We start from the raw sequence: 26,059 nt of genomic DNA, 5'->3' as shown, positions 1-26,059 counted from the left end.
TGTAACAGTCACAAATCTTTTTTGTCTCGCACATCATCCGACTACGCTTCACCGTCGATCACATATTTTTTGTGCAAGGAGGATAATGCATGGGCTACAGTGCGATGCTGTTCCGTCTTTTGTTTTTCCCAGAGATGTTCCAATTGCTTTTCAACTTCTGGCTGTAACGAAGTGTAAATGATCGTCTGCCCTTGTAAAACAGCTTTTTCTTGAAATTCTTCAAATAAGCTTTGAGCCGTCAAATCAATACTCGGTACCCCACGCATCGAAAAAATGATTCCTTCTTTTTCTTGTAACTGTGCTAAGGTTGCCTTCAAGCGTTCAGCAGACATGAAGAACAAAGGCCCACTGATATAAACCACCGCCCAATTATCTAACTGTCTTGTTTCTGGTAAGTTCACTCGTTGCCAATCGACTTCTTCAATCGAAATCGTGATGGCTGCGCTCTTAGCAACAAAAAATACACATCCGCTGATGATTCCGATAACGATTGCTATACTTAGATCAAAGATCACTGTACACCCCATCGTCAAGAAAAATAAGAGGATCGCTGACCAGTATTTTTTAGCAAATAGTTCTTTGATCGTTTCCCATTCGTTCATACGCCAAGCAGTAACGATCAACACACCTGCTAGTGCTGGCATTGGGATATTCGACATGATCGGAGCAAAAATCAGCATAGATAGAAACAAGACGATGGCGTGGATCATCCCAGCTAATCTTGTTTGCGCACCTGATTTGATCGCTACACTCGTTCGAGCGATTGCTGCTGTCGCCGGAATCCCACCAAAAAATGGCAACAGTAGATTGCCAATCCCCTGTGCAATCAATTCTTGGTTGCTATCTAATTGACGATTCGCCATACGTCCTGCCGAAGCACCGCACAACAAACTTTCGATCATCCCTAATAACGCAATACTGATTGCAGGGACAAGTACTGTTTGGAACGCTGAAAGGCTAAAATCGCCAAGGGACAACCGATTGTTACTGATCAATGTTTGAGGAATTTCTCCTACCGTTGCGATTGGCCAATCAACAAGCATCATCAAAGCAGTTGTAATGACGATCGCTAGTAATGAACTTGGTATTTTTTGTCCCCATTTTTTAGGATAGAACACCATCCCGATGATCACCAAACTCCCCATTAGAAGCGTTGGAAAAGAGATAGCAAAGCCTAAATCTTGATAGCTAGTCAACTTCTCCATGACATTCGCACCTTTAGACGAGACTCCGAATAAATTATCCACCTGCCCCAATGCGATAATAATCGCGATCCCAGAAGTAAATCCGGTGATGACTGGCGCTGGAATAAACGAAGTCAACGTTCCAAGCCTAAAAATACCCGCAACTAGTAAAAAGCCGCCAGCTAAGAAAGTGGCTAACAAAACCCCTTGCATCCCTTGCTTAGCCGCAATAGACATCAAGATAGCCGCCATCGCACCAGTCGGACCAGAGATTTGATAGAACCCACCTGACAAACCACCAATGACTAGACCGGCAATGACAGCTGTAATCAACCCAGCGGCCGCATCAGCCCCACTTGAAACACCAAACGCCAATGCTAAAGGCAAAGCAACCGCAGCAACGGTGATTCCTGCCAATACATCTTTTTGGAATTTTGAAAGATCATAACCAGTAAATTCTTTTCTCAATAAACGCATATAATTCTTCAACAACACTACTACCCCATTTTCATAAAAAATTTATAAAATGCACGTTATAGGATAGCATATTCTAGCGACCAAAGTAAGGTTTTTCACAAACTTTCATGTTTTTTACATTGAATTCTCCGCATCATTCTTAAAAAAATAGCGTAATGAGTGCAATCAGCGCTAATCCACCTTGTTTGACAATGATCAAGCGATCACTCGTAAAACTGCCATAAGCCGCAACAAGTAAGATATAAATCAATAATAGCCCTGTGATTTCTTTCGGTGCATTTGAAAAATAAGCACCGTATATCAAAGCCACGCCAAGTAAACCGTTATAGATCCCTTGATTCTTAAATAAAGTCTGCACTGACTGCCGTTGTAATTCTTCTTTTGGCATATTGAATACTCGACTAGTTGTTGCAGAGACTGTCGCAAATGTTTCAATGTACATGATATAAAGAAACTCCAATGCAACAAGGGTAACTAAAATCTGAGATAAAAGTGTCATCTATTTTCTTCCTTTCTAAATCAGTGATCGATCCTATTTTTAGTTGGCTCGCTGTGATTCTCCGCCAACTAAAACGATCTCCATTTAGATTATAAAGGAACTCTTGTTTTTTTACTTTAACTTCTGCTCGTGACTCATGATTGGTAAAAGAAAAATAAACGCCGACTCATCAATGAGTCAACGTTAAGAGTAGCATATATATTAACGTCATTTATTCGATCATAAAGTTGTGCTTAGTAAGTAACAAGTCATTGGTTCTCCTTCACCTAGATCGATTGGTTGACGACCGAAAATCTGGAATCCTTTTTTCAAGTAAAATTGGTAATTACAATTAGAGTCTGTATAGAGATATACACGTTTATCTTTGTAACGTTTCTTGATTTCTTCTAACAAGCGTGAACCGATCCGCTTACCTTTCAAAGCCGGATCAACCGCAAAATAAGTGATTTCACCCTCTGGATGATTCGATGCAAATTCATGATACATTTTTTGATTGGCTTGGTCATATGCTCCTATCGCACCTTGGTAACCAGTCAAGCCGATCATTTTTTCTACCATGTTGACAAACAACCGTCTCCCCCATGAAACAGGTACTTTCTTTTCTCCATCGAAGCGAGCAAATATAAAGCCAACAAATTTTCCATCCAAATAAGCACCCAGGGTGACTGTTGATTTCATCAACATTGCTGACAATGCGTACTGGCGATAGAGATAAAGCGCGATCGGATTTTCTGTATAACTCGAATAGTTCATCCCTTGCGCCGCAAATTTACTTGCTGTATCTAAGTCTTTTTTATCGATTGAACGAATCGTTAATTTTTCCATGTTCATCTTCTCCTTTAAAACAAAACTTTATTTCTTGATGTAACTTTATTATAATTACTCAGAAAGCCACTTCCTATAGGCAATTGTTCAACATCTGTCCAATAATGAACATTTAGGAAGATACTGTCTAAAAAAGGAGATACGCATGGACCGTCGAAGCGCCAAAACTAAACAAGCAATCAAACAAGCCTTTTTGGATTTAACGAAAGAAAAACCAATCAATAAAATCACGATCGCGGAGCTTTCACAACAAGCAGATATCGGGCGAGGAACGTTTTATACTCATTATGAAGATATTTATGATCTTCGTTCAAAAATCATTGAAGAATCGATCTGTATACTGACAGATATCTTCGATCAAACTTACCCAAAAAAAGAGCAATATGACTTTCGCAACTTTGTCCATGCTTTAGTCAATCATGTAGATGAGAACAAAGCTGTTTTCCACTTTTTCTTCAATGATTTCATGGATGATGAACTCTCCGCTCAGTTGACACACATCTTGATAAAAAGAGTCCTGGACGAAGAACAATTAGATGAAAAGGATATCAAAAACAAAGTAGAAGTTCTTTTCTCGATTTCAGGAATCACAAACGTCTTAGCTGAATGGAGCAGTGGTCACTTAAAAGTAGAAAAAGACGAACTGATCACTATTTTAGATGACATCATCACGCGATTCTGATCAAAAAAAGAAGAACACTATCACCTACGGTTGTATAGTCGTTCTTCTTTTCTTTATTGAACCCGTAAATACATACCTTACTGGATTTGCATTAAAAATTCTCTTTGTTCATCCCCTAAAGGAATGATTTTTTTTATGATTCGAAAGCGCCACTTCTTCCCTCCAGCAGAAAAACGCCAGACAACAGATAGTCCACCACCTAAAGCCACATCTTCCTTTTCAATCTCTGCTCGTTCATAGGTGAGATGATCAATGACTTTCGTTTGAAAAAAATTCAAAAATAAAATCGTCACATTCTTCTCATTGATCAATAAAATCACTTTACTACTAATACTATCCATACTCTGCGATTCCGCTAAACAACGGACCATTCCTTGTGACCTGTATGGACGTGTCAAACGATCCATCCATTTTTTTGTGATTAACATTCGTTTTTCCTTTGTCCTCTCCTAAAATATGCCCATTCGATTTTCGACTCAAGAAACGCTAGTCACTATCTGCTCAGACAGTTTCTTTTGATACTTTATTTTATCATAGATATCTGGTTTTCCTACACCAAGAAAAAAGCTCTCTCATCTAGCTCTAAAAAAAACAGCAAATGATTTCAATATCTTTTAGATCAATGATACAATCGCACTTTGTTGATTTTATTATAGGAGGAGTTATTTAATGTTCACGATGTTTCAAGCTGTCACGTTCAATCCGTGGCGGTCGCTCTTAGCACTCATTCTTTTGATTTTGGCTGATTGGGGCATGATGACCGCTAATCCGGTCTTCTCAGGGGCTCTAGATTGGACCTTTTTACCTATCGGAGGTCTGCTTGCTTTGATCTCGCTGATTGGTTGGAAAAATACACAGTCCTTATTTGAAAAACTAAGAAAGAAAGATTGGAGCTGGATCATTTTTGTTATTATCAGTGGTTCTCTACTTTCAGATATTTTTATCTTGATCGGAAAACTGCTCAATCAAACAATGGCTGCGAATGCTGGTGGAGCCAACTGGTACGAAGGATTAAGTATTGGCGGAGGAATCCTATATCTATCTCAACTTAGTGTGAGCCTGATTGGTGAAGAACTTTATATTGCAGCGATCTTCGTCCTAACTTTTCTATTACTTTCCAGATTTATGCCTACTAAAGTTTCTATTTTGACCGCTAGTACGATTTCTCTACTCGTTTTCGGTCTCAGCCATTATGCAGTATATGGTGGCAATCTCTATCAATGTATTTTTGTTATCGGCTTAGCTCATGCACCTTCCCTCTACGCATGGCTAAAAACACAAAACTTATGGATCCCGATGCTCGCGCATATCTTATATGATTTGATTTTGCTTTTTATCATTTTATTGTTTGGTATTTAGCATGTTGATTTCTTACAAATATGTACAGAAAGAGGGGATGACGGGTGGGGCAGCTCCAAAAAATAAGCATGAAGAACCGAAAATTACTCGACGAATTTATGGGGGTTTCACACTTATTTCTGAAGGAGTGATTCTGGAACAACATTTTCGTGGTTTTAAGAATCGCTGCTCCATACTCTTATACTTTTCTCACCTTTTGGCACTCATTTGGCACAATATACAAGAAAAACCGCTAGAAACAAAAGTTTCTAACGGTTTTTTACGTCACAGGAGGGATTCGAACCCCCGACCGTCCGCTTAGAAGGCGGATGCTCTATCCAGCTGAGCTACTATGACAGCTTTAGCGGAACAAAAATAATTATAGATAAATAGACAGCTTCTGTCAATACAAAATAGTTATTTTATGAAACAAAAATTTTTATCGTACTTTATTCACATCGCCTTTACCTAAAAAAACATTTGTCATTATTAAGTTTCGGCTACGAGAGAGTAGTTCGACACCAACTATCAACATAGCGCTTGATCAATCCTTTAGGCTCCATCTGTTAAAGAAATACTATAAAAGCACCTAGGTTCGGTTACGAACGGATAGGTGCTTCACGCTTAATTACACTATATCAATTTATAAATCGATTGTTTCAGCCTCTTTCGTGATCAAAATCACACCGTCTCCCAAAGGTAATAACGTAGAGGTCAAATCTGGATGTGCCATAACTACACGTAAAAATTCATTCAATTTACGATGGATTGCTCGTTTCCCTCTCGGAATCTCTTCATCAGCTAAAAGAATCGTTCCTCCTTGGAAAATATCATCAACCATCAAGACGCCACCTTTTTTCAACACGCGTAAGCATTCTGGTAAAAATTCGATATATTTTGATTTTGCACTATCCATGAAAATAAAATCATAAGGGCCAGTCAAGGTTGGCAAAATATCGGCTGCTTGCCCTTCTAATAATGTCACTTGATCGGTCAATCCTAAACGCTCATACGTCGCTTTCGCTTTTCTGATCATCACATCAAAGCGATCGATCGTTGTCACATGACCATCTTTTCCGATCACTTGTGCCATTAAACTAGATGAAAAACCAATCGCTGCTCCAATTTCAAGCACTTGTTTTGGTTTGATCTGTCCTAATAAAAACTGTAAAAATACGACTGTTTCATGAGGAATGATCGGCACTTCTGCCACATGTGCTTCCTCTTCAACTTTCCCTAATTCTCCGGTCAACTGTTTTTGTTCTGTCCGCATAAAGTCCAATAATTCTTCTTTTACAACGGGACGATGCATCATTTCATTACGCATACTTCCACTCCTCTTCCAAACATTATACGAAGAAACCTATCTTTCGACAAGAGGAAGAATCGATCGTTAAAAAATCAATCTATTGGATATCAGAAAAGAAATCAGTTTCTTTCTCTCGGCGCTTCTTCAATTCAAGGTAAGTGTGCCAAGCAGTAATTGAGGACAAGCAAACAGCAATGCCTAAGAAAACCCATTTCATCCAATTAAATGCATGTCGTGAAAACAGCAATCCGATGTAAGGAATCTTAAACACAGGTGTTCCAATAATATTGCGGTCTCGAACGGCTTCGACTTCAATCTGCGTTTTCCCATCGGCTTTCGTATAAAAATAGCGATGTTGGTCTTCAATAGCAACGACTCTTCTTGTCACAATATGTTTACCAGAATTCTCATAGTAGGTAATCACATCGCCAACTAATAACGTATCCACCTTTCTTTTTTGTACATAGATCAAGCTTCCTTCTGAATAGGCTGCGCCCATTGCTTGATCGTCGATGATATGTGGGGTCAATCCAAATACACGAGGAAGCAACACGACACATAAAATCATTGCTAATAAAGACACTAACGTAATTGAGCTAATAAAGGTTATTTTTTTATAGATAGGCACATCGGACCTCCTTCGTAACATTTCATTAAATACATAATATAATAACAAGATATTTATTACAACATTAACACTCAAGCATTATCTTATTAAAGAAAAATAAAACTAATTGACAAAAAAATGTGTTGACGCAGATAAAAATTGACTCTAAAATAAAAAAAGTTTACTCTTGAATTAGAGTACTTACAAAAGGAGATTCGTCTATGGTTCTTTTTAATAACATTCGTAATAAAAATGCACCATTCTCTATAAAACTCAAATGGAGTATAATCATTACATTAACTACGTTATTTATAATCAGCATTACTTATTTTTTCCATTACATTTTCACTCCAGTTGACAGCAAACAAATGTCACAGATCGAAGACTCATGGGTGTATTATTCTGAGTATGATCCATATTTCCAGTTCGATAGCAGCCATATCGACTACATGCCATCGATCGATAAAAATGAACCATTTATAATGGAGACGACTCTACATAAAGATTTGGATGATGCCAATCTGTTGATCAAAGGTAATCACCAATGGCTAAGTGTTTCACTAGATGATACTCTACTCTACAGTCGATCAAAAGATAGTGAAAGAAACAACCCTGGATTATCATTATCGATCATTGATCTTCCAGAATCTTATGTTGGTAAGACATTGAAAATCGTTGTTTCCTCCCCCTACCAGAATTATTCAGGACTGACACCAAAAGTTTATTTAGGAACAACCAGTCCTATGATCAGCTTTATTTTTTCACAGTCGATCCCTCAAGTCATTGCGATGATCCTGGCTTTCGTTATCGCCATCGGATTATTGATCTGGACGAGCTATATTCTCTATAGACACAAGAAATTGGATCGTTCATTATTGATTTTAAGTCTATTTTCTTTAGTTCTTGGGTTTGAATCTATTTCGGAGGATATCTTGAGTGGGGTTCTTTTTGAGCCAATCGTTCATTCAATTTTTTCTCACTTATTCGCTATTTTGACTTCTATACTGATCATTTTTTACTATCAATCAAAAATGACGAGCTACCAGAAATGGTATGGCTACTTCTGCTATTTCCAAGCATTTCTTTTTGCCAATATCATTCTTTATTCGTTATTGTCCGATTTTGAATTGCCTGAATTGATGCCATTTGCAAGTGTCGTCAGTGTGGTCAGCACTTTAGTTACTTCCATCGCAAGTATCGGAGAAGCATATAAAGAAAATCGATTTTTCACTGTTTGTAGTCCTTGGATCGTTTTGATCGCTATTTTTCATTGTATGTTCTATATCCAAACAGCTTTAGGTATCGGGCATACGATCATCAACTGGTCCACTCTTTTATTTGCGATCATCCTGATTGTTATTGTTGCATACAACATCATGGAAAATGTCATGAAAATCGATAGTTATCATAAAGAACGGCTTTTCTTACAAACTAAAACTGATTTGATTGAAACACATTACGCGAAAATCCAAGCACAGATCCAGCAAATCGATCATGCTAAAAATGACTTTGTTGCCCGGATGGAAGCACTCAGTCAGTTGATCGATGCAGATGAACAAGATGAAGCAAAAGCTTACTTAAAGCGAATCGTACAAGAAACAAAACAATTGGATCTGTCCCTATTTCCGACAGGGCACCAACTGACAAATTTGATTCTGGCGAGATATCAAGAAGTGGCGACTAAAAAGAATATCAAAGTCGATTTCCATACACACATTCCCGCTTCGTTACCGATCCAAGATGAAGATTTCACGCAACTGCTTATTCATATTCTCGAGCACTCGTTCCGAGAGACTCAAGCCATTGAGAATCCTTTGCATCGAGAAATCTATTTATCGATCCAAGAAATCAATTCTCAAATCCAGATCCACTGTGAACACAGCATACAATATGAGAAAAATATTTTTTCAAAAGATGTGACAGAAGAATTGATGCGACAGGAGCAGTATGACTTGATGATGATCCAAACTACGCTCGATAAATACAGCAGCACCTTGATCCAAGAAAAAGATAAATGGGTCGATCGTTTAAAAATCAATATCTCTCCTAGCTAAATAAAGACCTTCAAAAGCAGTCAATAGACTGTTTTCGAAGGTCTTTATTTGATGTTTTAGATTTTATCATACACTCATTTAGTACAAGAGCTCTAATAAGTCCTGGGCTTCGATCGCGCCAAAGTATTTTTTGATATCGATCGTTTCAACTGCTTTTTGTAAAGTAGGTTTGTCATACTTTAAGCCAGTCAATGCTTGTTCAACATCTTTGATATCTCCTAGACCAAAGAAATCGCCGAAGATTTTTACGTCATCAATGATTCCTTCTGAAACATTTAAATGTACCTCGATCGAACCAATCGAGAAGCGTTTTTGACGTGAGAAGTTGAAATCTGGTGATTTTCCGTAATTCCAGTCCCAGTTTCGATAGTATTGTTCAGAAATTTGATTGATTTTCTCCCAATCCTTTTCTGTCAATTCATACGTTTTTACTTCTTCTACCGAAGACACACCGAAGATTTTCAAAAGAATATCTTCACGGAATTCTTCCGTCGTCATTCCTTGTTTTTCTTCAGGTAAGAAAGGTTTGATATTTGTGACACGGGAACGAATGGATTTGATTCCTTTTGATTCGATCTTTTCTTTTTTGACTTTTAACGCATTCACTACTTCGTCAATATCTGAATCGAACATGATCGTTCCATGCGCAAACATTCGTCCGTTTGTAGCGTACATGGCATTTCCTGAGAACTTCAAACCATCGATGACTAAATCGTTGCGTCCTTTTAATTCCGCACCAGAAATGCCTAACTCGTGTAATGCTTGGATGATTGGTTTAGTCACCTTCGCAAAGTCCCGGAAAGAATCTCCGTCATCCGGCATGATAAAACTGAAATTCAGATTACCAAAATCATGATATACTGCGCCACCGCCGCTTAACCGACGTACCACATGGATACCATGTTCTTCCACGTACTCACGATTGATCTCTTCGATCGTATTTTGATTTCGTCCGATAATGATCGACGGTTCATTGATATAAAACAGCAAGATTGGTTCTTCTAATGGCATCTCTTGTAGTAAATATGTTTCGATTGCTAAATTTACTCTTGGATCATGGTTTTCATTTGGTACAAAAATCATTCTTCTCGTCCTCCTAGATATCGAACACTTTATCGACTTCCGCTAAAGCAACTTCGATTCCTTCTCCAGCTGCTTGTTTCGCCTCGTCCTTTAATTGTGTTAAGTCACCGAATTGTGGTAAATGTGTTAAAACCAGTTTTTTGACCTTTGCCGCTTTTGCGATTTCTCCAGATTCTTTTGAAGTAAAATGCGCCTGATGTCGTTCATTTCCTGCAAAAAGATACGTATCCGCCAAAAATAAATCAGCTTCTTCAGCAAACGGTATGAAGCTCTCCAAATAACCGGAGTCTCCTGTAAAAACAAATACTTTACCAGTTGCTCTTTCGACAATGCGCATCGCATAACATACCACTGGATGAATGGTTTCCATGAAAGTAATAGAAAAAGGACCAATTTCAAGTTCTTTTGCTGGATCGTAGGCGAATCCTTGTGAAACTCCAGGCATCGTCAATTGTTCAAAATGACTAGTATCTTTTGCGTGCCCATAGATCGGCAATATTTTTTCCTTGTCTCTGTTTGGATTCAATTGCCACTCGTATTGTAAAACGCCTAGATCTGCGATGTGATCGTGATGGTAATGGCTGATGATCACTGCATCTAAATCAAGTGGATCAAGATGATCTTCCAATTTTACAAGTGTCGTACTGCCTGCATCGATCATTAAATTAAATTGATCGGCTTGCAACAAATAACTCGTCGTTCCTTGTTTTTTGTAAGGATATGCACCTAAGCAACCTAAAACGGTTAATTTCATGACTGATTCCCCCTCAAAAACTTATGCTACCACAATTTCTTATTTTCATAAGAAAAACTGCTTATCCTAAGGAAAAATATTCCATAGGGCTTCCTTTTTCGATACGGGCTTGTTCATAAAATTCTGCAATCGACACATTGACGTAAACAATCACCCAAAGTAAACCGAAAAATAGGGCGATGAATCCGAGAATATACCAACCAATAAAGGACAGTTGTAAAAGCAGATAGGTCCAAATACGATCCTTCAATAAAAACCAGGCATATCTCAAGCTTTGAATAACTGTCAATTTTGGATAGTCGAACTTTGTCCATGCAGCAAACTGGAATAAACCCATAACGACCGTCATCGCAAATAAAGATACGAAGAACAATAAGGTTGTAAGGACCGCAAAACTCAAATCGATCGTATAATCAGGCATGATTTGTTGAGGCGCAGTATTCCCATTAAAAAGTAGATCAACATACGTATTGAAGCCACCAATCAAAAAGCCCGGTAAAAAAATGATGCCGTTGATCAGCCAATTCACAACTGCATTGAAAAGATTGATAAGTAAAATCGGCACAAAATATTCTTTCTGAAAAACAGCAAACAACAGATTCGGTTTTGCTTGCCCACCTCTGACCACCACCAACGAGATATAATAGACCCCATAAGTGAACGCAAAGACCAACACATGCTGGAGCAAAAAATTGAAAATATTAGATTGTGTGCTACCCGTTGGGAAAAAGCCGCCAAAAATCTCTTGAAGGACGATCCCGATCACGATTGAAAGAAAGATGATCCAGGCATTGATCCCCCACTGACCTTCTAGTGATGCCCGCGCCTTTTTCCGATACTCAGATACCTTGATTTTCATTACTCATAACTCCGGATTTCTGCTACTTTTTCACTATCCAAACGTTTAACTACTTCAGTAACTAATTTCACTGTATTGAAATAATCCTCTTCATGGATGATCGATGTGTGAGAATGTAAATAACGAACTGGAACTGTGATAGCAATAGATGGCACGCCGTTACGTGACACATGCATTTGACCAGCGTCTGTCCCTCCACCTGTGATCACTGTATATTGGAAAGGAATGTCCATTTCTTCTGCCACTTGGATCACAAAATTCAATAATTTTTTATGTGGGATCATTGAAGCATCGAAAATCAAAACCTGTGGTCCTTTACCTAAAACAGAGTCTGCCTCCTTAGGTGACATACCTGGTGTATCTCCAGCAGTTCCTGTATCTAAAGCAATCGCAATATCAGGATCAACTAAATGTGTACTTGTACGAGCGCCTCTCAAGCCGACTTCTTCTTGGACATCACTACCGGCAAACAAGACATTTGGATGGCCTTCTTTGGCTAGATTTTCAAGTACACGTAGCGAAACAGCAGTTCCAATGCGATTGTCCCAGGCTTTTGCTAACAAGAATTTTCCATCATTCATTCGACGATATTCAATGTAAGGAGTGACCATATCTCCAGGACGAATGCCCCACGCTGTCGCTTCTTCTTTGCTTGTCGCACCGATATCAATAAACATATCTTTGATATCGTAAGGTTTATTTCGGACTTCAGCTGTTAAGACATGCGGTGGTTTTGAACCAATCACTCCATGGATGATTTTTCCAGCTTGAGTCTTGATTTCTACTTGTTGTGCCAACATCACTTGACCCCACCAGCCACCAAGTGTTTGAAATTCAATAAATCCTTTATCTGTGATTTTCGTAACCATGAAACCAACTTCATCCATATGTCCTGAGATATATACTTTAGGACCGTTGCCAGAATCATGTTTTGCGATGATACTACCTAAGCCATCATAAATAATCTCGTCAGCGAACTGCTCTGCATATTTTTTGTAGACTTTTCGTACTTCTTCTTCATTTCCTGGTACACCACGCGCAGCTGTTAAATCAATCAATAATTGTTCTTCATTTTTATTCAAACGCTTTCCCTCTTTTCTATACTTAATAGTAGAATTATATCATTTTTCATTCGTTTTTGGGCAGGATATTTGTTTGATTTGTTCCGCCTTATGTTATTGATTTAGTCTGTCCAGCATGCCAAAAATGACCCGTAACATCCTTTTTATTTGGATGTTACGGGTCATAACTTGATCTTACTTACATGAATGATACTACCGTGTTGGTATTTTGACTTATTTTTCTGGTAGCGTTTCTGGGGATTGCAATTGCCAATCCTTACTATAGAAAGCATCATCCATGTGATAGCTACTCTTCGCTTGCTTTTCTTCTAAAAATGGTTGAATGTATTGATCCGCCGTCAACCAGCCTTGCCAACCAAGATGGATCGTATCTTCCATAAAATAAGGAACACTCGCCATTTTTGTCAAATCGGCGATATGTTGGAAACCTTGTTCCTTTAATTGATACTTGATTTTTTTCGCAAATCCTTGCAACATCTCTTGCGACAAGCCAGTATACTCACTCCACTTTTCATTCACTGGTGGAAGAATGAATAGGGCTTCCGCTTGTTCATTCGCTAATTGTTGCAACAATAATTGGAAATCAGAATACTCTTTGGAAAAACGATAATCCCAATCTTTTTGCGAATCTTTCAACTCATTTAAATGGTTTTTGATCCGAGTAGTATAGAACTCGTTTTTTAGGGCAAAAGGATTATTTTTCGTTTCGCTGGAACCAATCTGCGTCGCAAGTTTTGCCAATTGCTCTTTTTCATAACTCGCAGGTAATGGTTTTGTTGCTTGATCGATCCTGTTTTGTTTGTCTGTCAAACCAATACCACTAAACAATTCATCCTCACGTTTCAAGATATTCCATTTGTCTTCTAACTCTGCAAGCTCTTTATCTCCTGGTGTGAGTCCTTTTTTCACTGTATTTAAAATTCGTGCGATTTCCTCATCATCGGAAACGATCGAAAAACTTAATAATCGTCTGGCCAAGTAACGATCTGTAGGTGTGACTTTTTTTATTGAGAACAACCAATCCAATGTCTGTAACTCCGAATAATGTGTACTGAAATAGTCTTCCTTCACACCTTCTTTTACGAACCATTGAGGCGACACGACCACCACGACTTTTTTATTCTTAAGTTCCTTACTGGCTGAGCGCATCATCATGAATTGGCTCAGTGATTGCGTTCCAGGCGCACCTAATAAAAATGGCTCGTAGCTTCGTTCATATTTTTGGGCTAATACTGAAGGATGAAAAGGACTGATTCGACTCAGTTCACTCGATCCAAGAAAAGGGACATACTGCTTCTCAGCAAAAGCTGTGTTTTTGATTATGTCCCCTCGCAACACATTATCTGACATTGAACTGGCTGCTTTATGGATGATTTCCGGATCAGATACATTCACGCGATAAGATGAGGTGAAAAATACCGCAATCAATAGAAATGCCAGTATCACAGGTCCAAAAATCACAAACAGCTTTTTCTTCATCTCTATCCCTTCAATTCGTTGACTTGGTCAATGATTTTATTTGGTGTTGCCCATTCTTCTCGATCGAATTCTGATACAGGGATCTGAACATCAAGTTGGCCATCAAGCTCCACTAATAATTGGACGGAGCCTAGCGAATCTAATAAACCTTCCCCAAATAGATCCATTTCTTTGTTTTCTTTCACTTCATCTGTCCCTGTAATTTCTGCTAAAATCGTTAAAACTTGTTCTTCCATGTCTATTCTCTCCTTTGAGTTAATTATTTACTTGAAAAATAGTTGATTTAAAAATCCTGAAAAAATCAATAAACTAACACATACTGCTTGAAATGTCATAAAAACAGAAAATGCGTGAGTAAAACGATTCGAAGGAAGTTTCTTCTTCCGTTTTTTCTTATAGCGAATCCATGCGTCTGTCAAACAAATCAACGTCGCATGATAAATGCCATACAAAATGTAGTACCATGTCAAACCATGCCAGACACCCATCAGTAGAAACAAGGCAAAGTAACCGATATTGGACGTCACGATTTTGCTCTTGAACCATTTTTTCTTCATCAAGAAAAACATCAACCGCATATAAACGTAATCTCTAAACCAGAAGGATAACGACATATGCCATCGATTCCAGAACTCTTTGATGTTCCAAGCTAAAAATGGTTTGTTGAAGTTGATTGGTGTATCGTACCCCATCAAATAGCTTGTGCCGACCGCAAAGAAGCTATAACCGGCAAAATCAAAAAAGAGATACAAACTATATACGTACATGTAGCCAAGTAACGACCAGGAGATCCCACCATGAGCTAAGGCTCCTTTTGATACGATGGGTAACAATACCTGTCCAAGATAGTAACCGATGATGAATTTGTATAAGAAGCCCATAAACAAATGGTGGACTCCTTTCTCCAACAATTCCAGATATCGTTCTTTTGTTGGTGGTTGCACTTGGTCTTTCTCAAATCTTCGATAACGATCAATCGGTCCTGAAGAAATGGTTGGGAAAAATAGTAAGAACTGGATATAACGATACGGATGATAGGTCTTGATCATGCCGTCTCTTATTTCCATGATCATTTGTACCGATTTAAATGTTAAATAAGAAATCCCTAAAAAAATAAACAGAGATTCTTTACCTGATAAGACAAACGGTGTGATCTTTGTGATCACTAAAGGTAAAATTGCGAGAACTACCGCCAAATAAAACCAAATACCTTGATTACTTTTTTTTCGATAAGTGAAATAGCACCAGACAAGTATCGATTGCCAGACTACATAGCCAATCAAGGCAAGTCCTTGTTGCCAATACGTTCCTCCAAAACTGATGAATAAGAAAAAGCAAGTTACGACGGCTTGATAAATCGTTAAACGTTTCTGAAAAAATAGCAAAGAAAAAATGATTGGTGCTAACGCGAAACCCAACATTAGAAAGTAATACGGCTCCGCATAAGGAATCATATGTGGGAGATTCATCACCTATTCACCTCAGCAGTCAGTGCTTTACGGTCGATCTTGCCGTTGTTCGTTTGGGGCAATTGGTCAATAAAAATCACTCTTTGCGGAATCATATAATCCATCAAAAAGTCCGATAATCCTTGCTTGATCGAACGAGCCAATTGATAGTTGGCATCTGGAGTCTCTTCATTTAGCACAACAAACGCCACTAATTGTTGGACTTTTGACCCTTGATATTTAGGAACAACGATTGCTTGATTGATCCGCTCATCCTTTAGCAACGCATGCTCAATATCTCCCAACTCAATGCGATACCCGTGCAATTTTACCTGTTGATCGATTCTTCCTTCAATAAAAAGTAAGCCATCTTCTGCTAAATAGCCTGCATCGCCAGTTCGATAGCTTTGCCGCCCACCTGTTGTTTGAAAGAACACTTCTTTCGTTTTTTCTGGATTATTCAAATAGCCTTTTGAAACACTAGGTCCGGTTATCAAAATCTCCCCACGATCGCCTTCTCCTTTTTTCAAAATCGATACAGCCGTATCTGATTTGACATAGCCGATCGGTAACCGTTCGTAGCGAGCCAATATCTCCTTGGTGATCAATACACTAGAAATCGCCACGGTTGCTTCTGTCGGTCCATACGTATTGTAAATATCAGCTAAAGGGAAACGAGCTACTAATGCTTGGGCAGTTTTCTTCGTCAATTCTTCTCCGCAGAAAATAAATGTAGACAGTTCTGGCAAATGTATCGCATCGAATGCTGGGTCCATCAAACACATATCGACAAAGGAAGGGGTTGATACCCAAAAATTCAGTTCTAGTTGTGGTAAAACTGTAAATAGTTTTTGAAAATCTTGAACGATTTCCTTAGATAAAGGACTGATGATCCCACCAGAAACCAATGCCGGATATAACGTGAATACCGAGAGATCAAAAGAAAAAGGTGCTTGTGCTAAAAAACGTTCCCCTTCTTTGATGGGAAAATCCGTCAAGACCCAATCCACGAAGCTGACTAAATTATCGTGACTGATCTGTACGCCTTTTGGTTCGCCTGTCGTACCGGAAGTAAAAATCAGATAGAAATTTTCATTCTCTTTTACCGGCTGCTCAAATGGATATTCGACCATCAACGTAATGATTGAATGTAAACAATCTTTATGAATGACTGGTATCTCTGTCTCAATCTCCCAATCATTTAAACTAATGATCATACTAGGTTCAGCCACTCTTAAAATGGCTTCGATCCGCTCCTTCGGTGTTTGGGCATCAATCGGTAAATACGCATGTCCTGCTTTTGATGCACCTAAAAAAGCCACGACCATCTCAAACTCCAGATTGCCAAACACCACGATCGGGCCTTTCTCCAGCAATCGTTTTTCTAAGTAATAACCTAATGCGTCCGAGGACTGCTTCAGCTCTTTATATGTGTAATTTTTTTCTGATGTCTGATACGCGATTCTCTCCGGGTCTGATACTCCCCAAAAATCGATCGCTGCCACGATTCCTTTTTTCTTCATCGTTTCCCTCCTAGAATTCGTTATATATAAAAGTTCCACCTTGGATATTTTTGTAATGATACAAATAAATGAGTACCAATAGTATTGCAGAATAGACAAGGGTCCGAAATATAAATGTTCGCCAATATCGAACGTGCGGTCGCTGCCACCATTGTTTCATCTCTTTTTCCTCCTAATCAAATCCTTAGTCAAATTCTACTCATCCATGTGAAAAAAATACATCTGTTTTACTAACAGAATGCGCTTTATAGCTAACAGTTTTGTCACTAACTAGCAATTGCGCAAAAATAACCAATAGAAAAAGTGAGCGATACGAAAATCATTTCGTATCGCTCACTTTTTAAGTTGAATAGTTATTGTCTCCACTAGATGTGCTTTTGATGGTTCTTCTTATTCCTCAATGATCCGACAATATAAGCGACTCGTCACCACGTAAAAGAGCAGATAAATGACGATCAATACGCCACTGACAAAATATGCCAACCAATAATCTGCGCCTTCGACATATTGGGAAAACACGTTGATTGCAAAAACTGCATGTGTGATCCCTAAGATCATCGGCGGAAAGAACATCAATGCATTTTGTTCATAGATCATCCGATTGGTTTTACGCTGAGCAATACCTAATTTTGTCAACAACTGATAATTACTACGTTCCGTTTCAGCCTCCGATAATTGCCGAACCATTAAAATACTACCAGTAGTGACGATCACGATCATCCCTACAAACAAGGCGACAAAAATATTGATGCCAATTTGGCGATCGATTGCACGCAATCTAGGATAGCGCGCATTATAATTCAAGCGTGAGGACTGACCAGTCAATTTCGTTTCTGAATACACACTAGCCTCAGCTTTAGAAGGGTCCGCGTGAATGTTTCCAATCAACCCTTGATCAGTGATCTCGTAACTATAATAGATCGTATGTGTCCAATTGGTCGGCAATTCCTCATTGATTCGGTCGATAACTTCTTCTTCATTCCCACCAGTCACATTCCAGTTGATGATCTGATATTCTAATCCATCGACACGTTCAAAGATTTCCTGATTAACGACTAAGGTCGGTCCATAATAGGTCATGCTTTCATCTCCTAAAAATCCAGGAAGTACTTGTTGGATCACTAATTCCTGCTGATCAGGTAGATGGATCTTTTTCCCATAACTGGAAAAATTGCGAAACATCGATTCGACTGCATCTAACATAACAGCGTGATCAGTTTCCGTTAATTTGATCTCTGGCAAATTAGGTTTGAGTTCACGAAAAGCCTGATATTCATTTTCTGAGATCAAATTCACCGGTTTGATTTCATTACCCGCAGAGAACGAACCAATATTCATGTCATAATAGCTACCTACTACTTTGTAATGAAAGACGATTTCGTCTGTGATTTTTTGATTTTCTTCTCCTAAAATCGGTCGAAACTTACTAGCTATTTGAGTATCCAATTGGTAAGCAACAGGCGTCGCGATTTGTTCACCGTGAGCAATAAGTGTCGATATCCCCGTCATTCCACCGATCATGGCCAGTGATAAACCGATAACTAAAGTGATCAGAGAATTCATGCGCCAATTTTTTAACTGGTGGATCTGTGTGTTCCCGATCAATAAAAAATTAGTTCCTTTATACTTGAATTTCGATTCACTCAATAAATGGAACAATAATCGAAAAGAATAGCAAAAGAACAGGTACGTACCTAGCAAACAGACAAATAGGATCGAAAATGGAAAAGCGATGATCAATCCGAGACTGACTCTTGTTTCATATAACCGGGTCAATACTTCTCTAAAATTCAATGCAGCGAAATAACTGCTAGAGATCATCAATAGACCAACGACCCCTAATAAACGATGCCTTGTCCGTATACGCATCATCGAACTTTCGACTTGTTCTTTCTCCCCAAAGCTGCGAGTCATTGGATAACTCCAGATCTTCCATAACGAATAAAGGGAGACCGCTGCAAGAATGACGAAAAAGACAACGACGGTTTCAACGATCGAAGGAATAGAAACAAAAAAGCGACTCGTGATGTCCATCTTCATCATTCGTACTAAAATCATTTGGAACAATTTTGAGAAAATACTGCCTAACAATATCCCTAAGGCACAAGCAAAAAAACCAATGATCATCGTTTCCAACACATAAATCGAGGAGATCTGAAACTTATTGATCCCAAACAATTGATAGATACCTATTTCTTTTTGCCTTCGGTTGAGAAAAAAACGATTCGCACTGAGAACGAAAAAGAGCAAAACAACAGTAATGATCCAGCTACCTAGATTCAATGTATTATCAATAGAAACATCTTGACTCGCCCGGCGGATCAATGATTGGTCATAAGTCATTGCACTAAATGAATAATAGATCATCGTTGATAAGGTCAAACTAAAGAAATAAACAAGGTAGCCTCTTGACTGTTTTAGAAAACTCTTTGCGGCTAATTTATAAAGCATTGATTTTACCGCCTCCTCCAATCGTCGCCTGCATGTCGATGACCTTTTCAAAAAATTCTTTTCTTGTTCCTCGACGGATGACTTCTGAAAAAATCACCCCATCTTTGATGAATAAAATCCGATTGCAGTAACTAGCAGTATAAGGATCATGCGTAACTAACAAGATCGTTGTTTTTTCTACTTCATTGATCGTTTTCAAGTAATTCAGCAATTCTGTCGCTGATTTTGAATCCAAAGCCCCAGTTGGTTCATCCGCAAAAATCACCTCTGGTTTCACCACTAAAGCTCTTGCTGCCGCAATCCGTTGTCTTTGTCCGACTGACATTTCATCCGGATAACGCTTCATTAATTCTTCGATCCCCAAAAGTTGCGCAACATGTAATACTCTACGTTCCATTTCATTTTTGGCAATATTTTCAACAGCTAAAGGAAGCAAAATATTGTCTTTACCGTTCAATGTATCGATGAGATTGAATGATTGAAAGATAAACCCAATTTTTTTACGTCTAAAATCGCTTAGTTCATGTTTTTTCATTTTAGTGAGTTCATTCCCTTGGATCAACACACTTCCCATCGTTGGCAGATTGATCGTTGATAATATATTCATCAAGGTCGTTTTTCCAGCACCACTTGGCCCCATGATCCCAATAAACTCTCCCTCTTCAACTGAAAAAGAAATATTATCCAGCACTTTGACTGGTGTTTTACTACTTCCATAACTTTTACTTAGATGTTTTACTTCGATTATTTTATTCATCATTTTGTCCTCCACCATTATCCTTAATTGAATAGTAGCATATCCTTCCATTTTTTTCCCTTTTGATTTTGTCACCCCATCACACACGAAAATTACCTTTGAAATTTTTTTATTCAATTTTTTTATTCAAAAAAAAATAATTCGTATTTTTCAAAAGCTGATACCGTACGTTTTCACTTTTTTTCACAAGATAATATACACCATATATAGTATACTCATTCAATTATGCAGTGATAAAACACTATATGTAGCAGATAATCAGTTGCTCCTTTCTTCAATTTGTTTTATGATAGACAAGAACTATTTTGTAGGAGCTGAAGAAAATGAAACGAACAGATCAAGAAATGGCTGTACTCGAAAAACAGCCTGAAACAAAACAAATGACTGTCATCAAACGTGATGGACGCGAGGTACCTTTTGATGAGCAGAAAATAAATGCCGCACTGATCAAAGCAGAAAAGAAAATTCATGGTTCCTTATCTCCTATTACGTATGAAAAGATCCAATCCATCGCTGAACTTGTGATCAAAGAAATCAAAGATCGCTTCGCACATAACGTAAAAATCTACGAGATCCAAAACATCGTGGAACATATCTTGCTAGAAAAAAACGAATATGCCTTAGCAGAAGAATATATCAACTATCGAACAAAACGCGATTTTGCTCGCAGCAAGGCGACAGATATCAACTTTTCAATCGAGAAACTGATCAATAAGGATCAAAGTGTTGTCAATGAAAATGCGAATAAAGACAGCAATGTTTTCAATACACAGCGTGACTTGACTGCTGGGATCGTAGGGAAATCAATCGGATTAAAACTACTCCCACCACATATTGCAAATGCGCATCAAAAAGGCGATATCCATTATCACGATCTGGATTATCATCCATATACTCCGATGACAAACTGCTGTTTGATCGACTTCAAAGGGATGTTGAACAATGGGTTTAAAATCGGTAATGCTGAAGTTGAATCACCAAAATCGATCCAAACAGCAACTGCCCAGATCTCACAGATCATTGCAAATGTTGCATCTAGCCAATATGGTGGTTGCTCTGCCGATCGAACAGATGAATTACTTGCTCCTTTTGCAGAATTAAATTATAAAAAGCATCTGAGCGAAGCCAAAGAATGGATCGAAACATCAGAACGTCAAGAAGCCTACGCAAAAGCAAAAACGAAAAAAGATATTTTTGATGCGATGCAAAGTTTGGAATATGAGATCAATACGCTATTCACTTCAAACGGACAAACCCCTTTTACTTCACTTGGCTTCGGTCTAGGTGAAAACTGGTTTGAACGAGAAATCCAAAAAGCAATTTTACAAATTCGAATCAACGGACTCGGCAGTGAAAAAAGAACGGCGATCTTCCCTAAATTGATATTTACGCTAAAAGATGGCATCAATTTGAAACCGACTGATCCAAACTATGACATTAAACAACTCGCATTAGAGTGTGCCACAAAAAGAATGTATCCAGATATTCTAAATTATGACAAGATCGTTGAATTGACTGGCAGCTTCAAAGTGCCAATGGGCTGTCGTTCCTTCTTACAAGGCTGGAAAGACGAAAATGGCGAAGAAGTGAATGTAGGACGAATGAACCTAGGTGTCGTTACATTGAACTTACCACGGATCGCTTTAGAAGCAAATGGCGACCAAGAAAAATTCTGGCAATTACTGTCAGATCGTTTATCGATCATGAAAGATGCCTTAGTTTATCGTGTTGAGCGCTGTAAAGAAGCCATCCCTGCTAACGCTCCGATCCTTTATATGTATGGTGCATTTGGCAAACGATTATCTCGGACAGACGCTGTAGACGAATTATTCAAAAATCGTCGTGCAACAGTTTCAATGGGCTACATCGGACTTTATGAAGTTGCTGCTTCTTTCTTTGGCGGTGAGTGGGAAAACAATGCCGAAGCCAAAAACTTCACTCTTGATATCGTGAAAAAACTCAAAGAAAAAGCAGATGATTGGGGCAATGAATACGGTTATCACTTCAGCGTGTACTCTACGCCAAGTGAAAGTTTGACCGATCGTTTTTGTCGATTAGATACCGAAAAATTCGGACTCGTTGAAAATATCACTGACAAAGAATACTACACAAATAGTTTCCATTATGATGTGCGTAAAAATCCAACACCATTTGAAAAACTTGAGTTTGAAAAAGACTATCCAAAATACTGTTCAGGCGGCTTTATCCATTACTGTGAATACCCAGTCTTACAACAAAATCCTAAAGCGTTAGAAGCTGTTTGGGACTTTGCCTATGATAAAGTCGGCTACTTAGGTACCAATACACCAATCGATCATTGTTACCAATGTGGATTTGAAGGAGATTTCCAACCAACAGAACGCGGTTTTGAATGCCCAGAATGCGGCAATCATGATCCAAAATCATGTGACGTAGTCAAACGAACATGTGGTTACTTAGGAAACCCACAAGCCCGCCCAATGGTCCACGGCAGACACAAAGAAATCTCGTCACGCGTCAAACATATGAAGTAAGGTTGTGAAAGAAGTGTTGCTTCTTGAACACCGTCGATAAAGTTGTGAAAGAAGCGTTCAGCACTGAGTAATAAGACCAGTGCATCCGATTTTCTTACACTCTCTACAACTTTAAAGAACCTTTATAACGAATACCATTTTATAATGAAAGAAGTTTTACTATGAGAAATCCTAAACCAAAAGAATGGCTGGCCCAAGATTATAGTCATGACTATATCGCCGATTATAAACCGTTCAACTTTGTGGATGGCGAAGGTGTTCGTAACAGTTTGTATGTCAGTGGCTGTTTATTTGCTTGTGAAGGTTGTTTTAATAAAGCTGCTCAGAATTTCCGTTACGGCAAACCATTCACTACAGAATTAGAAGAACAGATCATGGCCGATCTGCGCAATGATTATGTACAAGGATTGACCCTCTTGGGCGGTGAACCTTTTTTGAATACAAATGTTTGTCTACGTATAGTCGATCGGATTCGCCAAGAATTCGGTCATCGCAAAGATATCTGGTCATGGACCGGCTATACATTTGATGAATTATTACAGGATTCTGAAGATAAACTTGAACTGCTCTCGAAAATCGACATTTTAGTCGATGGTCGTTTCGAATGGTCAAAACGAGATTTCAAATTGCAATTTCGTGGAAGCAGTAATCAGCGAATCATTGACGTCCAACGATCACTCGCTGAAAAACAAGTAGTCATCTGGGACAAATGTACAGATGCGACACAAACGTATGAACAAATAAAAAAACAAGAGTTAATTTAAACATACTCTATTGCTTTCTATAAATAGCGAATGCCCCAACTAAGCCTAAATACACTTTTATTTTAGCTTAGCTGGGGCATTTCCTATTCTATTTCAGATTCCATATCATTCGTCTCCCACAAAGGTAAAACAATATTCTCATACGTCATCGGGTCTAAATTCGTCAACGTGATACCTAGTAAACGAATCCCCTTTTCGATTCCTAAGATTTCTTCCCATATCAAGCTTGCTTGATAAAACAGCGCTTCTTTTTTATAAACATATTCTGGCAATGTCACTCGTTTCGTTACCGTGGAATAATCAGTGTAGCGTACCTTCAAAACAACCGTTTTTCCATGCTTCTGGACACGTCTTAACGAGGCTTCGACTTTCTCAGCTAACTGCCTCAACTGCCCGAGAACTTCCTCTTCTGTTCGTAATGGTTGGCCATACGTATGCTCTTTTCCCACTGACTTACGCTCTCGTGTGACGTTGACTGGTGAATCATGGATACCTCTCACTTTTCGATACAATGAATACCCCATTTTACCGAACTGTTGGATCAACATCATTTCGCTGCATTTATAAAGGTCTTCCCCTGTAAAAATACCTAATTCGTGCATTTTAGGGACCGTTTTTTTGCCAACACCATGAAATTTTTCGATTGGTAAAGCTTTTAAAAAATCTATCGCTTCTTCGGGGGTGACAACTGTCATGCCTTTAGGTTTTTGAAAATCTGAGGCAAGCTTCGCTAGAAATTTATTGTAACTGACACCAGCAGAACAAGTCAGATGGACGGTTTGCCAAATATCAAGTTGGATCATGCGAGCAATCTTGATCGCCGATTTACAATCGATTTTATTATTCGTGACATCTAAATAGGCTTCATCAATACTTACCGGCTCGACCAAGTCCGTGTAGCGATAAAAAATCTCTCTGACTTCTTTTGATATCTCACTATATTTTTGATGATCTCCCGGTTTGAAGATCGCATCTGGACAAAGCTCGTAGGCTTTTTGGGCACTCATAGCAGAATGGATACCGTACTTACGTGCTTCATAGTTGGCCGTGGTCACTACTCCACGTCCACCTGTATCACTGGGATGTCTGGCGATCACTAATGGTTTCCCACGAAGCTCAGGATGATCCCGTTCTTCAACAGACGCGAAAAAAGCATCCATATCGATATGAATGATTTTTCTAGACGTATCATTATGTAACGGAAACTGTAGCTCCATCAGACTCACCCCACTCCATTATACACGAACCTTTGTTCCCTTTCAAGTGAGGTGGTACTTCTGTAACTAACTATGTCTATCTTACTCTGTTTATTTTCTGAGAACAAAAAAGACTATTCAAAAGGTATCTGGAATAGAAGTAACCTCTTCGAAGAAACACTTCTGTCCCAACCTCAAACTTTTGAACAATCTTTTTCGCTAAATTTCTACTCATCTAGTTCATGGAACTGACGATAAACTTCTTGTTTCTTGATCCCATTTTTTACTGCGATCGTTTTGATTGCCGCATTCGGCTTTTCACCTTGATCAATCAATTGTTGAACTTGCTCTTTCAACGTACCTTGAAGTTGTTCAGTCGGTGCAATTTCTTCATTGCTTCCTTCAACGAGTAAACAACATTCTCCTTTGATCGGCTGATTTTCTAAATAAGCCAGTAATTCTTCGATGTCTCCACGTAAGTATTCTTCGTGGATTTTCGTCAATTCACGGCAAAGTACAACTTGACGATTACCAAATACTTCTAACATATTAGTCAACGTTGCGGCTACACGATAAGGTGATTCGTAAAAAATCAAGGTTGCTTTTTGAGCGCCAAGAGAGGTCAGTACCTCTTGCTGTTCCTTTTTCTTTCTAGGAAGAAAACCATAGAATAAAAATGGTTGTGGCACCAGTCCTGAAGCAATCAATGCAGTTATTCCCGCTGTCGGTCCTGGTAACGCAACGACTGGAATATCTTCCTTGATACAAGCAACAACCAGCTCATGTCCCGGGTCACTGATTGACGGCATTCCCGCATCACTTACTTGTGCAATCGTTTTGCCTTCTTTTAACCAGTCGATCAATTGTGGAATACGTTCCTTATAATTATGTTCATGCAAACTTTTTTGAGGTGTTGAGACCTCGAAATGGTTCAACAGTTTTTGTGTATTGCGTGTATCCTCACTCGCGATCATATCAGCTTCCTGTAATGTTCGCACACTACGGACGCTCATATCCTCTAAGTTCCCGATCGGTGTAGGAACAAGATAGAGCGTTCCAACTACATGATTCCCTTTAAAACTCTTTTGATTATGCATATGATTCTCCTTATTAAACAGAGTAAAGGAAGTTACTCTCATTTAAAATTTTATGGATCGTTCAACGACGAATACCGC

24 protein-coding genes and 1 tRNA gene are annotated in these 26,059 nt (G+C 38.7%); 5 read left to right on the top strand and 20 right to left on the bottom strand.

Going from position 1 to position 26,059, the window contains the following annotated elements; genetic code table 11:
* Positions 1-41: 41 nt before the first annotated feature.
* The 3 genes from DOK79_RS10145 to DOK79_RS10135 all read right to left on the bottom strand — a co-directional run bounded on the left by DOK79_RS10145 (position 42) and on the right by DOK79_RS10135 (position 2,985).
* Positions 42-1,676: a SulP family inorganic anion transporter gene (locus DOK79_RS10145; RefSeq protein ID WP_206856636.1), complete on the bottom strand. Its 1,635-nt coding sequence runs from the start codon at positions 1,674-1,676 to the stop codon at positions 42-44.
* Between the two features lie 124 nt (positions 1,677-1,800).
* Positions 1,801-2,160 (bottom strand): DUF1304 domain-containing protein, encoded by a 360-nt coding sequence (locus DOK79_RS10140; RefSeq protein ID WP_206856635.1) that lies wholly within the window; start codon positions 2,158-2,160, stop codon positions 1,801-1,803.
* Positions 2,161-2,379: 219 nt separating this feature from the next.
* Positions 2,380-2,985, bottom strand: a complete 606-nt coding sequence (locus tag DOK79_RS10135; protein ID WP_206856633.1) for a GNAT family N-acetyltransferase — start codon at positions 2,983-2,985, stop codon at positions 2,380-2,382.
* Between the two features lie 145 nt (positions 2,986-3,130).
* Here DOK79_RS10135 and DOK79_RS10130 point away from each other — a divergent pair, with 145 nt between their 5' ends.
* The gene (locus DOK79_RS10130) at positions 3,131-3,667 is read left to right on the top strand and encodes a TetR/AcrR family transcriptional regulator (RefSeq protein ID WP_206856631.1); all 537 of its coding nucleotides are present in this window, start codon (positions 3,131-3,133) and stop codon (positions 3,665-3,667) included.
* Between the two features lie 77 nt (positions 3,668-3,744).
* On the opposite strand, the gene DOK79_RS10125 is transcribed toward DOK79_RS10130, so the two are convergent.
* Complete coding sequence (locus DOK79_RS10125) at positions 3,745-4,095, bottom strand: hypothetical protein (protein ID WP_206856630.1); 351 nt, start codon at positions 4,093-4,095, stop codon at positions 3,745-3,747.
* 241 nt (positions 4,096-4,336) lie between these two features.
* On the opposite strand from DOK79_RS10125, the gene DOK79_RS10120 reads away from it, so the two are divergent.
* Positions 4,337-5,026: a type II CAAX prenyl endopeptidase Rce1 family protein gene (locus tag DOK79_RS10120; RefSeq protein WP_206856628.1), complete on the top strand. Its 690-nt coding sequence runs from the start codon at positions 4,337-4,339 to the stop codon at positions 5,024-5,026.
* A gap of 262 nt (positions 5,027-5,288) precedes the next feature.
* On the opposite strand, the gene DOK79_RS10115 is transcribed toward DOK79_RS10120, so the two are convergent.
* From DOK79_RS10115 to DOK79_RS10105, 3 genes are all read right to left on the bottom strand, one after another.
* A tRNA-Arg gene (locus DOK79_RS10115) sits at positions 5,289-5,362 on the bottom strand.
* Between the two features lie 286 nt (positions 5,363-5,648).
* Positions 5,649-6,332 carry an O-methyltransferase gene (locus tag DOK79_RS10110; RefSeq protein ID WP_206856625.1) on the bottom strand — a complete coding sequence of 228 codons (684 nt, stop codon included), beginning with the start codon at positions 6,330-6,332 and terminating at the stop codon, positions 5,649-5,651.
* A gap of 79 nt (positions 6,333-6,411) precedes the next feature.
* A complete protein-coding gene (locus DOK79_RS10105) occupies positions 6,412-6,942 on the bottom strand; it encodes a signal peptidase I (protein ID WP_206856623.1) in 531 nt (176 codons plus the stop codon).
* Between the two features lie 200 nt (positions 6,943-7,142).
* Here DOK79_RS10105 and DOK79_RS10100 point away from each other — a divergent pair, with 200 nt between their 5' ends.
* On the top strand, positions 7,143-8,975 hold the full coding sequence (locus tag DOK79_RS10100; RefSeq protein WP_206856616.1) for a hypothetical protein: 1,833 nt from the start codon (positions 7,143-7,145) through the stop codon (positions 8,973-8,975).
* Between the two features lie 78 nt (positions 8,976-9,053).
* Here DOK79_RS10100 and DOK79_RS10095 read toward each other — a convergent pair whose 3' ends face one another.
* The 11 genes from DOK79_RS10095 to DOK79_RS10045 form a co-directional block, all read right to left on the bottom strand.
* A complete protein-coding gene (locus DOK79_RS10095) occupies positions 9,054-10,058 on the bottom strand; it encodes a lipoate--protein ligase (RefSeq protein WP_206856614.1) in 1,005 nt (334 codons plus the stop codon).
* A 13-nt stretch (positions 10,059-10,071) separates the two neighbouring features.
* Positions 10,072-10,812, bottom strand: a complete 741-nt coding sequence (locus DOK79_RS10090; protein ID WP_206856610.1) for an MBL fold metallo-hydrolase — start codon at positions 10,810-10,812, stop codon at positions 10,072-10,074.
* Positions 10,813-10,873: 61 nt separating this feature from the next.
* Positions 10,874-11,671: a DUF975 family protein gene (locus tag DOK79_RS10085; protein WP_206856609.1), complete on the bottom strand. Its 798-nt coding sequence runs from the start codon at positions 11,669-11,671 to the stop codon at positions 10,874-10,876.
* Positions 11,671-12,753, bottom strand: a complete 1,083-nt coding sequence (locus DOK79_RS10080; protein ID WP_206856608.1) for a M42 family metallopeptidase — start codon at positions 12,751-12,753, stop codon at positions 11,671-11,673. Before DOK79_RS10080 ends, DOK79_RS10085 begins: the two co-directional genes overlap by 1 nt.
* Before the next feature lie 213 nt (positions 12,754-12,966).
* Entirely contained in the window at positions 12,967-14,232 is a 1,266-nt protein-coding gene (gene dltD / locus DOK79_RS10075; protein WP_206856607.1) for a D-alanyl-lipoteichoic acid biosynthesis protein DltD, read from the bottom strand.
* Positions 14,233-14,234: 2 nt separating this feature from the next.
* Positions 14,235-14,468, bottom strand: coding sequence for a D-alanine--poly(phosphoribitol) ligase subunit DltC (dltC, locus tag DOK79_RS10070; RefSeq protein WP_206856604.1), 234 nt, complete (start codon positions 14,466-14,468; stop codon positions 14,235-14,237).
* 27 nt (positions 14,469-14,495) lie between these two features.
* Positions 14,496-15,701: a D-alanyl-lipoteichoic acid biosynthesis protein DltB gene (gene dltB / locus DOK79_RS10065; protein WP_206856601.1), complete on the bottom strand. Its 1,206-nt coding sequence runs from the start codon at positions 15,699-15,701 to the stop codon at positions 14,496-14,498.
* Positions 15,701-17,203, bottom strand: a complete 1,503-nt coding sequence (gene dltA, locus DOK79_RS10060; RefSeq protein ID WP_206856599.1) for a D-alanine--poly(phosphoribitol) ligase subunit DltA — start codon at positions 17,201-17,203, stop codon at positions 15,701-15,703. The genes dltB and dltA overlap by 1 nt, the downstream gene beginning before the upstream one ends.
* Before the next feature lie 10 nt (positions 17,204-17,213).
* The gene (locus tag DOK79_RS10055) at positions 17,214-17,363 is read right to left on the bottom strand and encodes a teichoic acid D-Ala incorporation-associated protein DltX (protein ID WP_206856597.1); all 150 of its coding nucleotides are present in this window, start codon (positions 17,361-17,363) and stop codon (positions 17,214-17,216) included.
* Positions 17,364-17,593: 230 nt separating this feature from the next.
* Positions 17,594-19,654: an ABC transporter permease gene (locus DOK79_RS10050; RefSeq protein WP_206856595.1), complete on the bottom strand. Its 2,061-nt coding sequence runs from the start codon at positions 19,652-19,654 to the stop codon at positions 17,594-17,596.
* Positions 19,644-20,411, bottom strand: a complete 768-nt coding sequence (locus DOK79_RS10045; RefSeq protein WP_206856594.1) for an ABC transporter ATP-binding protein — start codon at positions 20,409-20,411, stop codon at positions 19,644-19,646. The genes DOK79_RS10050 and DOK79_RS10045 overlap by 11 nt, the downstream gene beginning before the upstream one ends.
* Before the next feature lie 323 nt (positions 20,412-20,734).
* Between DOK79_RS10045 and nrdD the strand changes: the two genes are divergently transcribed.
* Positions 20,735-22,924 carry an anaerobic ribonucleoside-triphosphate reductase gene (gene nrdD / locus DOK79_RS10040; RefSeq protein ID WP_206856593.1) on the top strand — a complete coding sequence of 730 codons (2,190 nt, stop codon included), beginning with the start codon at positions 20,735-20,737 and terminating at the stop codon, positions 22,922-22,924.
* 161 nt (positions 22,925-23,085) lie between these two features.
* Positions 23,086-23,688, top strand: coding sequence for an anaerobic ribonucleoside-triphosphate reductase activating protein (gene nrdG, locus DOK79_RS10035; protein ID WP_206856592.1), 603 nt, complete (start codon positions 23,086-23,088; stop codon positions 23,686-23,688).
* Between the two features lie 83 nt (positions 23,689-23,771).
* Here nrdG and dinB read toward each other — a convergent pair whose 3' ends face one another.
* On the bottom strand, positions 23,772-24,908 hold the full coding sequence (gene dinB, locus DOK79_RS10030) for a DNA polymerase IV (RefSeq protein ID WP_206856676.1): 1,137 nt from the start codon (positions 24,906-24,908) through the stop codon (positions 23,772-23,774).
* Between the two features lie 203 nt (positions 24,909-25,111).
* Positions 25,112-25,981, bottom strand: coding sequence for a 16S rRNA (cytidine(1402)-2'-O)-methyltransferase (gene rsmI / locus DOK79_RS10025; protein ID WP_206856591.1), 870 nt, complete (start codon positions 25,979-25,981; stop codon positions 25,112-25,114).
* Positions 25,982-26,059: the final 78 nt, after the last annotated feature.

Origin of the sequence: Enterococcus sp. DIV1094, assembly GCF_017316305.2 — a bacterium.
In the GTDB taxonomy this organism is placed as follows: Bacteria; Bacillota; Bacilli; order Lactobacillales; family Enterococcaceae; genus Enterococcus_B; species Enterococcus_B mangumiae.
Note: the sequence above shows the minus strand (reverse complement) of the source record. Positions and strands in the feature narration are given on the sequence as shown.

Coding starts and splice junctions, on each gene's coding strand:
- DOK79_RS10140 (WP_206856635.1), bottom strand. CDS start 2,160: ATGACACTTTTATCTCAGATTTTAGTTACCCTTGTTGCATTGGAGTTT.
- DOK79_RS10135 (WP_206856633.1), bottom strand. CDS start 2,985: ATGGAAAAATTAACGATTCGTTCAATCGATAAAAAAGACTTAGATACA.
- DOK79_RS10130 (WP_206856631.1), top strand. CDS start 3,131: ATGGACCGTCGAAGCGCCAAAACTAAACAAGCAATCAAACAAGCCTTT.
- DOK79_RS10125 (WP_206856630.1), bottom strand. CDS start 4,095: ATGTTAATCACAAAAAAATGGATGGATCGTTTGACACGTCCATACAGG.
- DOK79_RS10120 (WP_206856628.1), top strand. CDS start 4,337: ATGTTCACGATGTTTCAAGCTGTCACGTTCAATCCGTGGCGGTCGCTC.
- DOK79_RS10110 (WP_206856625.1), bottom strand. CDS start 6,332: ATGCGTAATGAAATGATGCATCGTCCCGTTGTAAAAGAAGAATTATTG.
- DOK79_RS10100 (WP_206856616.1), top strand. CDS start 7,143: ATGGTTCTTTTTAATAACATTCGTAATAAAAATGCACCATTCTCTATA.
- DOK79_RS10095 (WP_206856614.1), bottom strand. CDS start 10,058: ATGATTTTTGTACCAAATGAAAACCATGATCCAAGAGTAAATTTAGCA.
- DOK79_RS10090 (WP_206856610.1), bottom strand. CDS start 10,812: ATGAAATTAACCGTTTTAGGTTGCTTAGGTGCATATCCTTACAAAAAA.
- DOK79_RS10085 (WP_206856609.1), bottom strand. CDS start 11,671: ATGAAAATCAAGGTATCTGAGTATCGGAAAAAGGCGCGGGCATCACTA.
- dltD (WP_206856607.1), bottom strand. CDS start 14,232: ATGAAGAAAAAGCTGTTTGTGATTTTTGGACCTGTGATACTGGCATTT.
- dltC (WP_206856604.1), bottom strand. CDS start 14,468: ATGGAAGAACAAGTTTTAACGATTTTAGCAGAAATTACAGGGACAGAT.
- dltB (WP_206856601.1), bottom strand. CDS start 15,701: ATGAATCTCCCACATATGATTCCTTATGCGGAGCCGTATTACTTTCTA.
- dltA (WP_206856599.1), bottom strand. CDS start 17,203: ATGAAGAAAAAAGGAATCGTGGCAGCGATCGATTTTTGGGGAGTATCA.
- DOK79_RS10055 (WP_206856597.1), bottom strand. CDS start 17,363: ATGAAACAATGGTGGCAGCGACCGCACGTTCGATATTGGCGAACATTT.
- DOK79_RS10050 (WP_206856595.1), bottom strand. CDS start 19,654: ATGCTTTATAAATTAGCCGCAAAGAGTTTTCTAAAACAGTCAAGAGGC.
- DOK79_RS10045 (WP_206856594.1), bottom strand. CDS start 20,411: ATGAATAAAATAATCGAAGTAAAACATCTAAGTAAAAGTTATGGAAGT.
- nrdD (WP_206856593.1), top strand. CDS start 20,735: ATGAAACGAACAGATCAAGAAATGGCTGTACTCGAAAAACAGCCTGAA.
- nrdG (WP_206856592.1), top strand. CDS start 23,086: ATGAGAAATCCTAAACCAAAAGAATGGCTGGCCCAAGATTATAGTCAT.
- rsmI (WP_206856591.1), bottom strand. CDS start 25,981: ATGCATAATCAAAAGAGTTTTAAAGGGAATCATGTAGTTGGAACGCTC.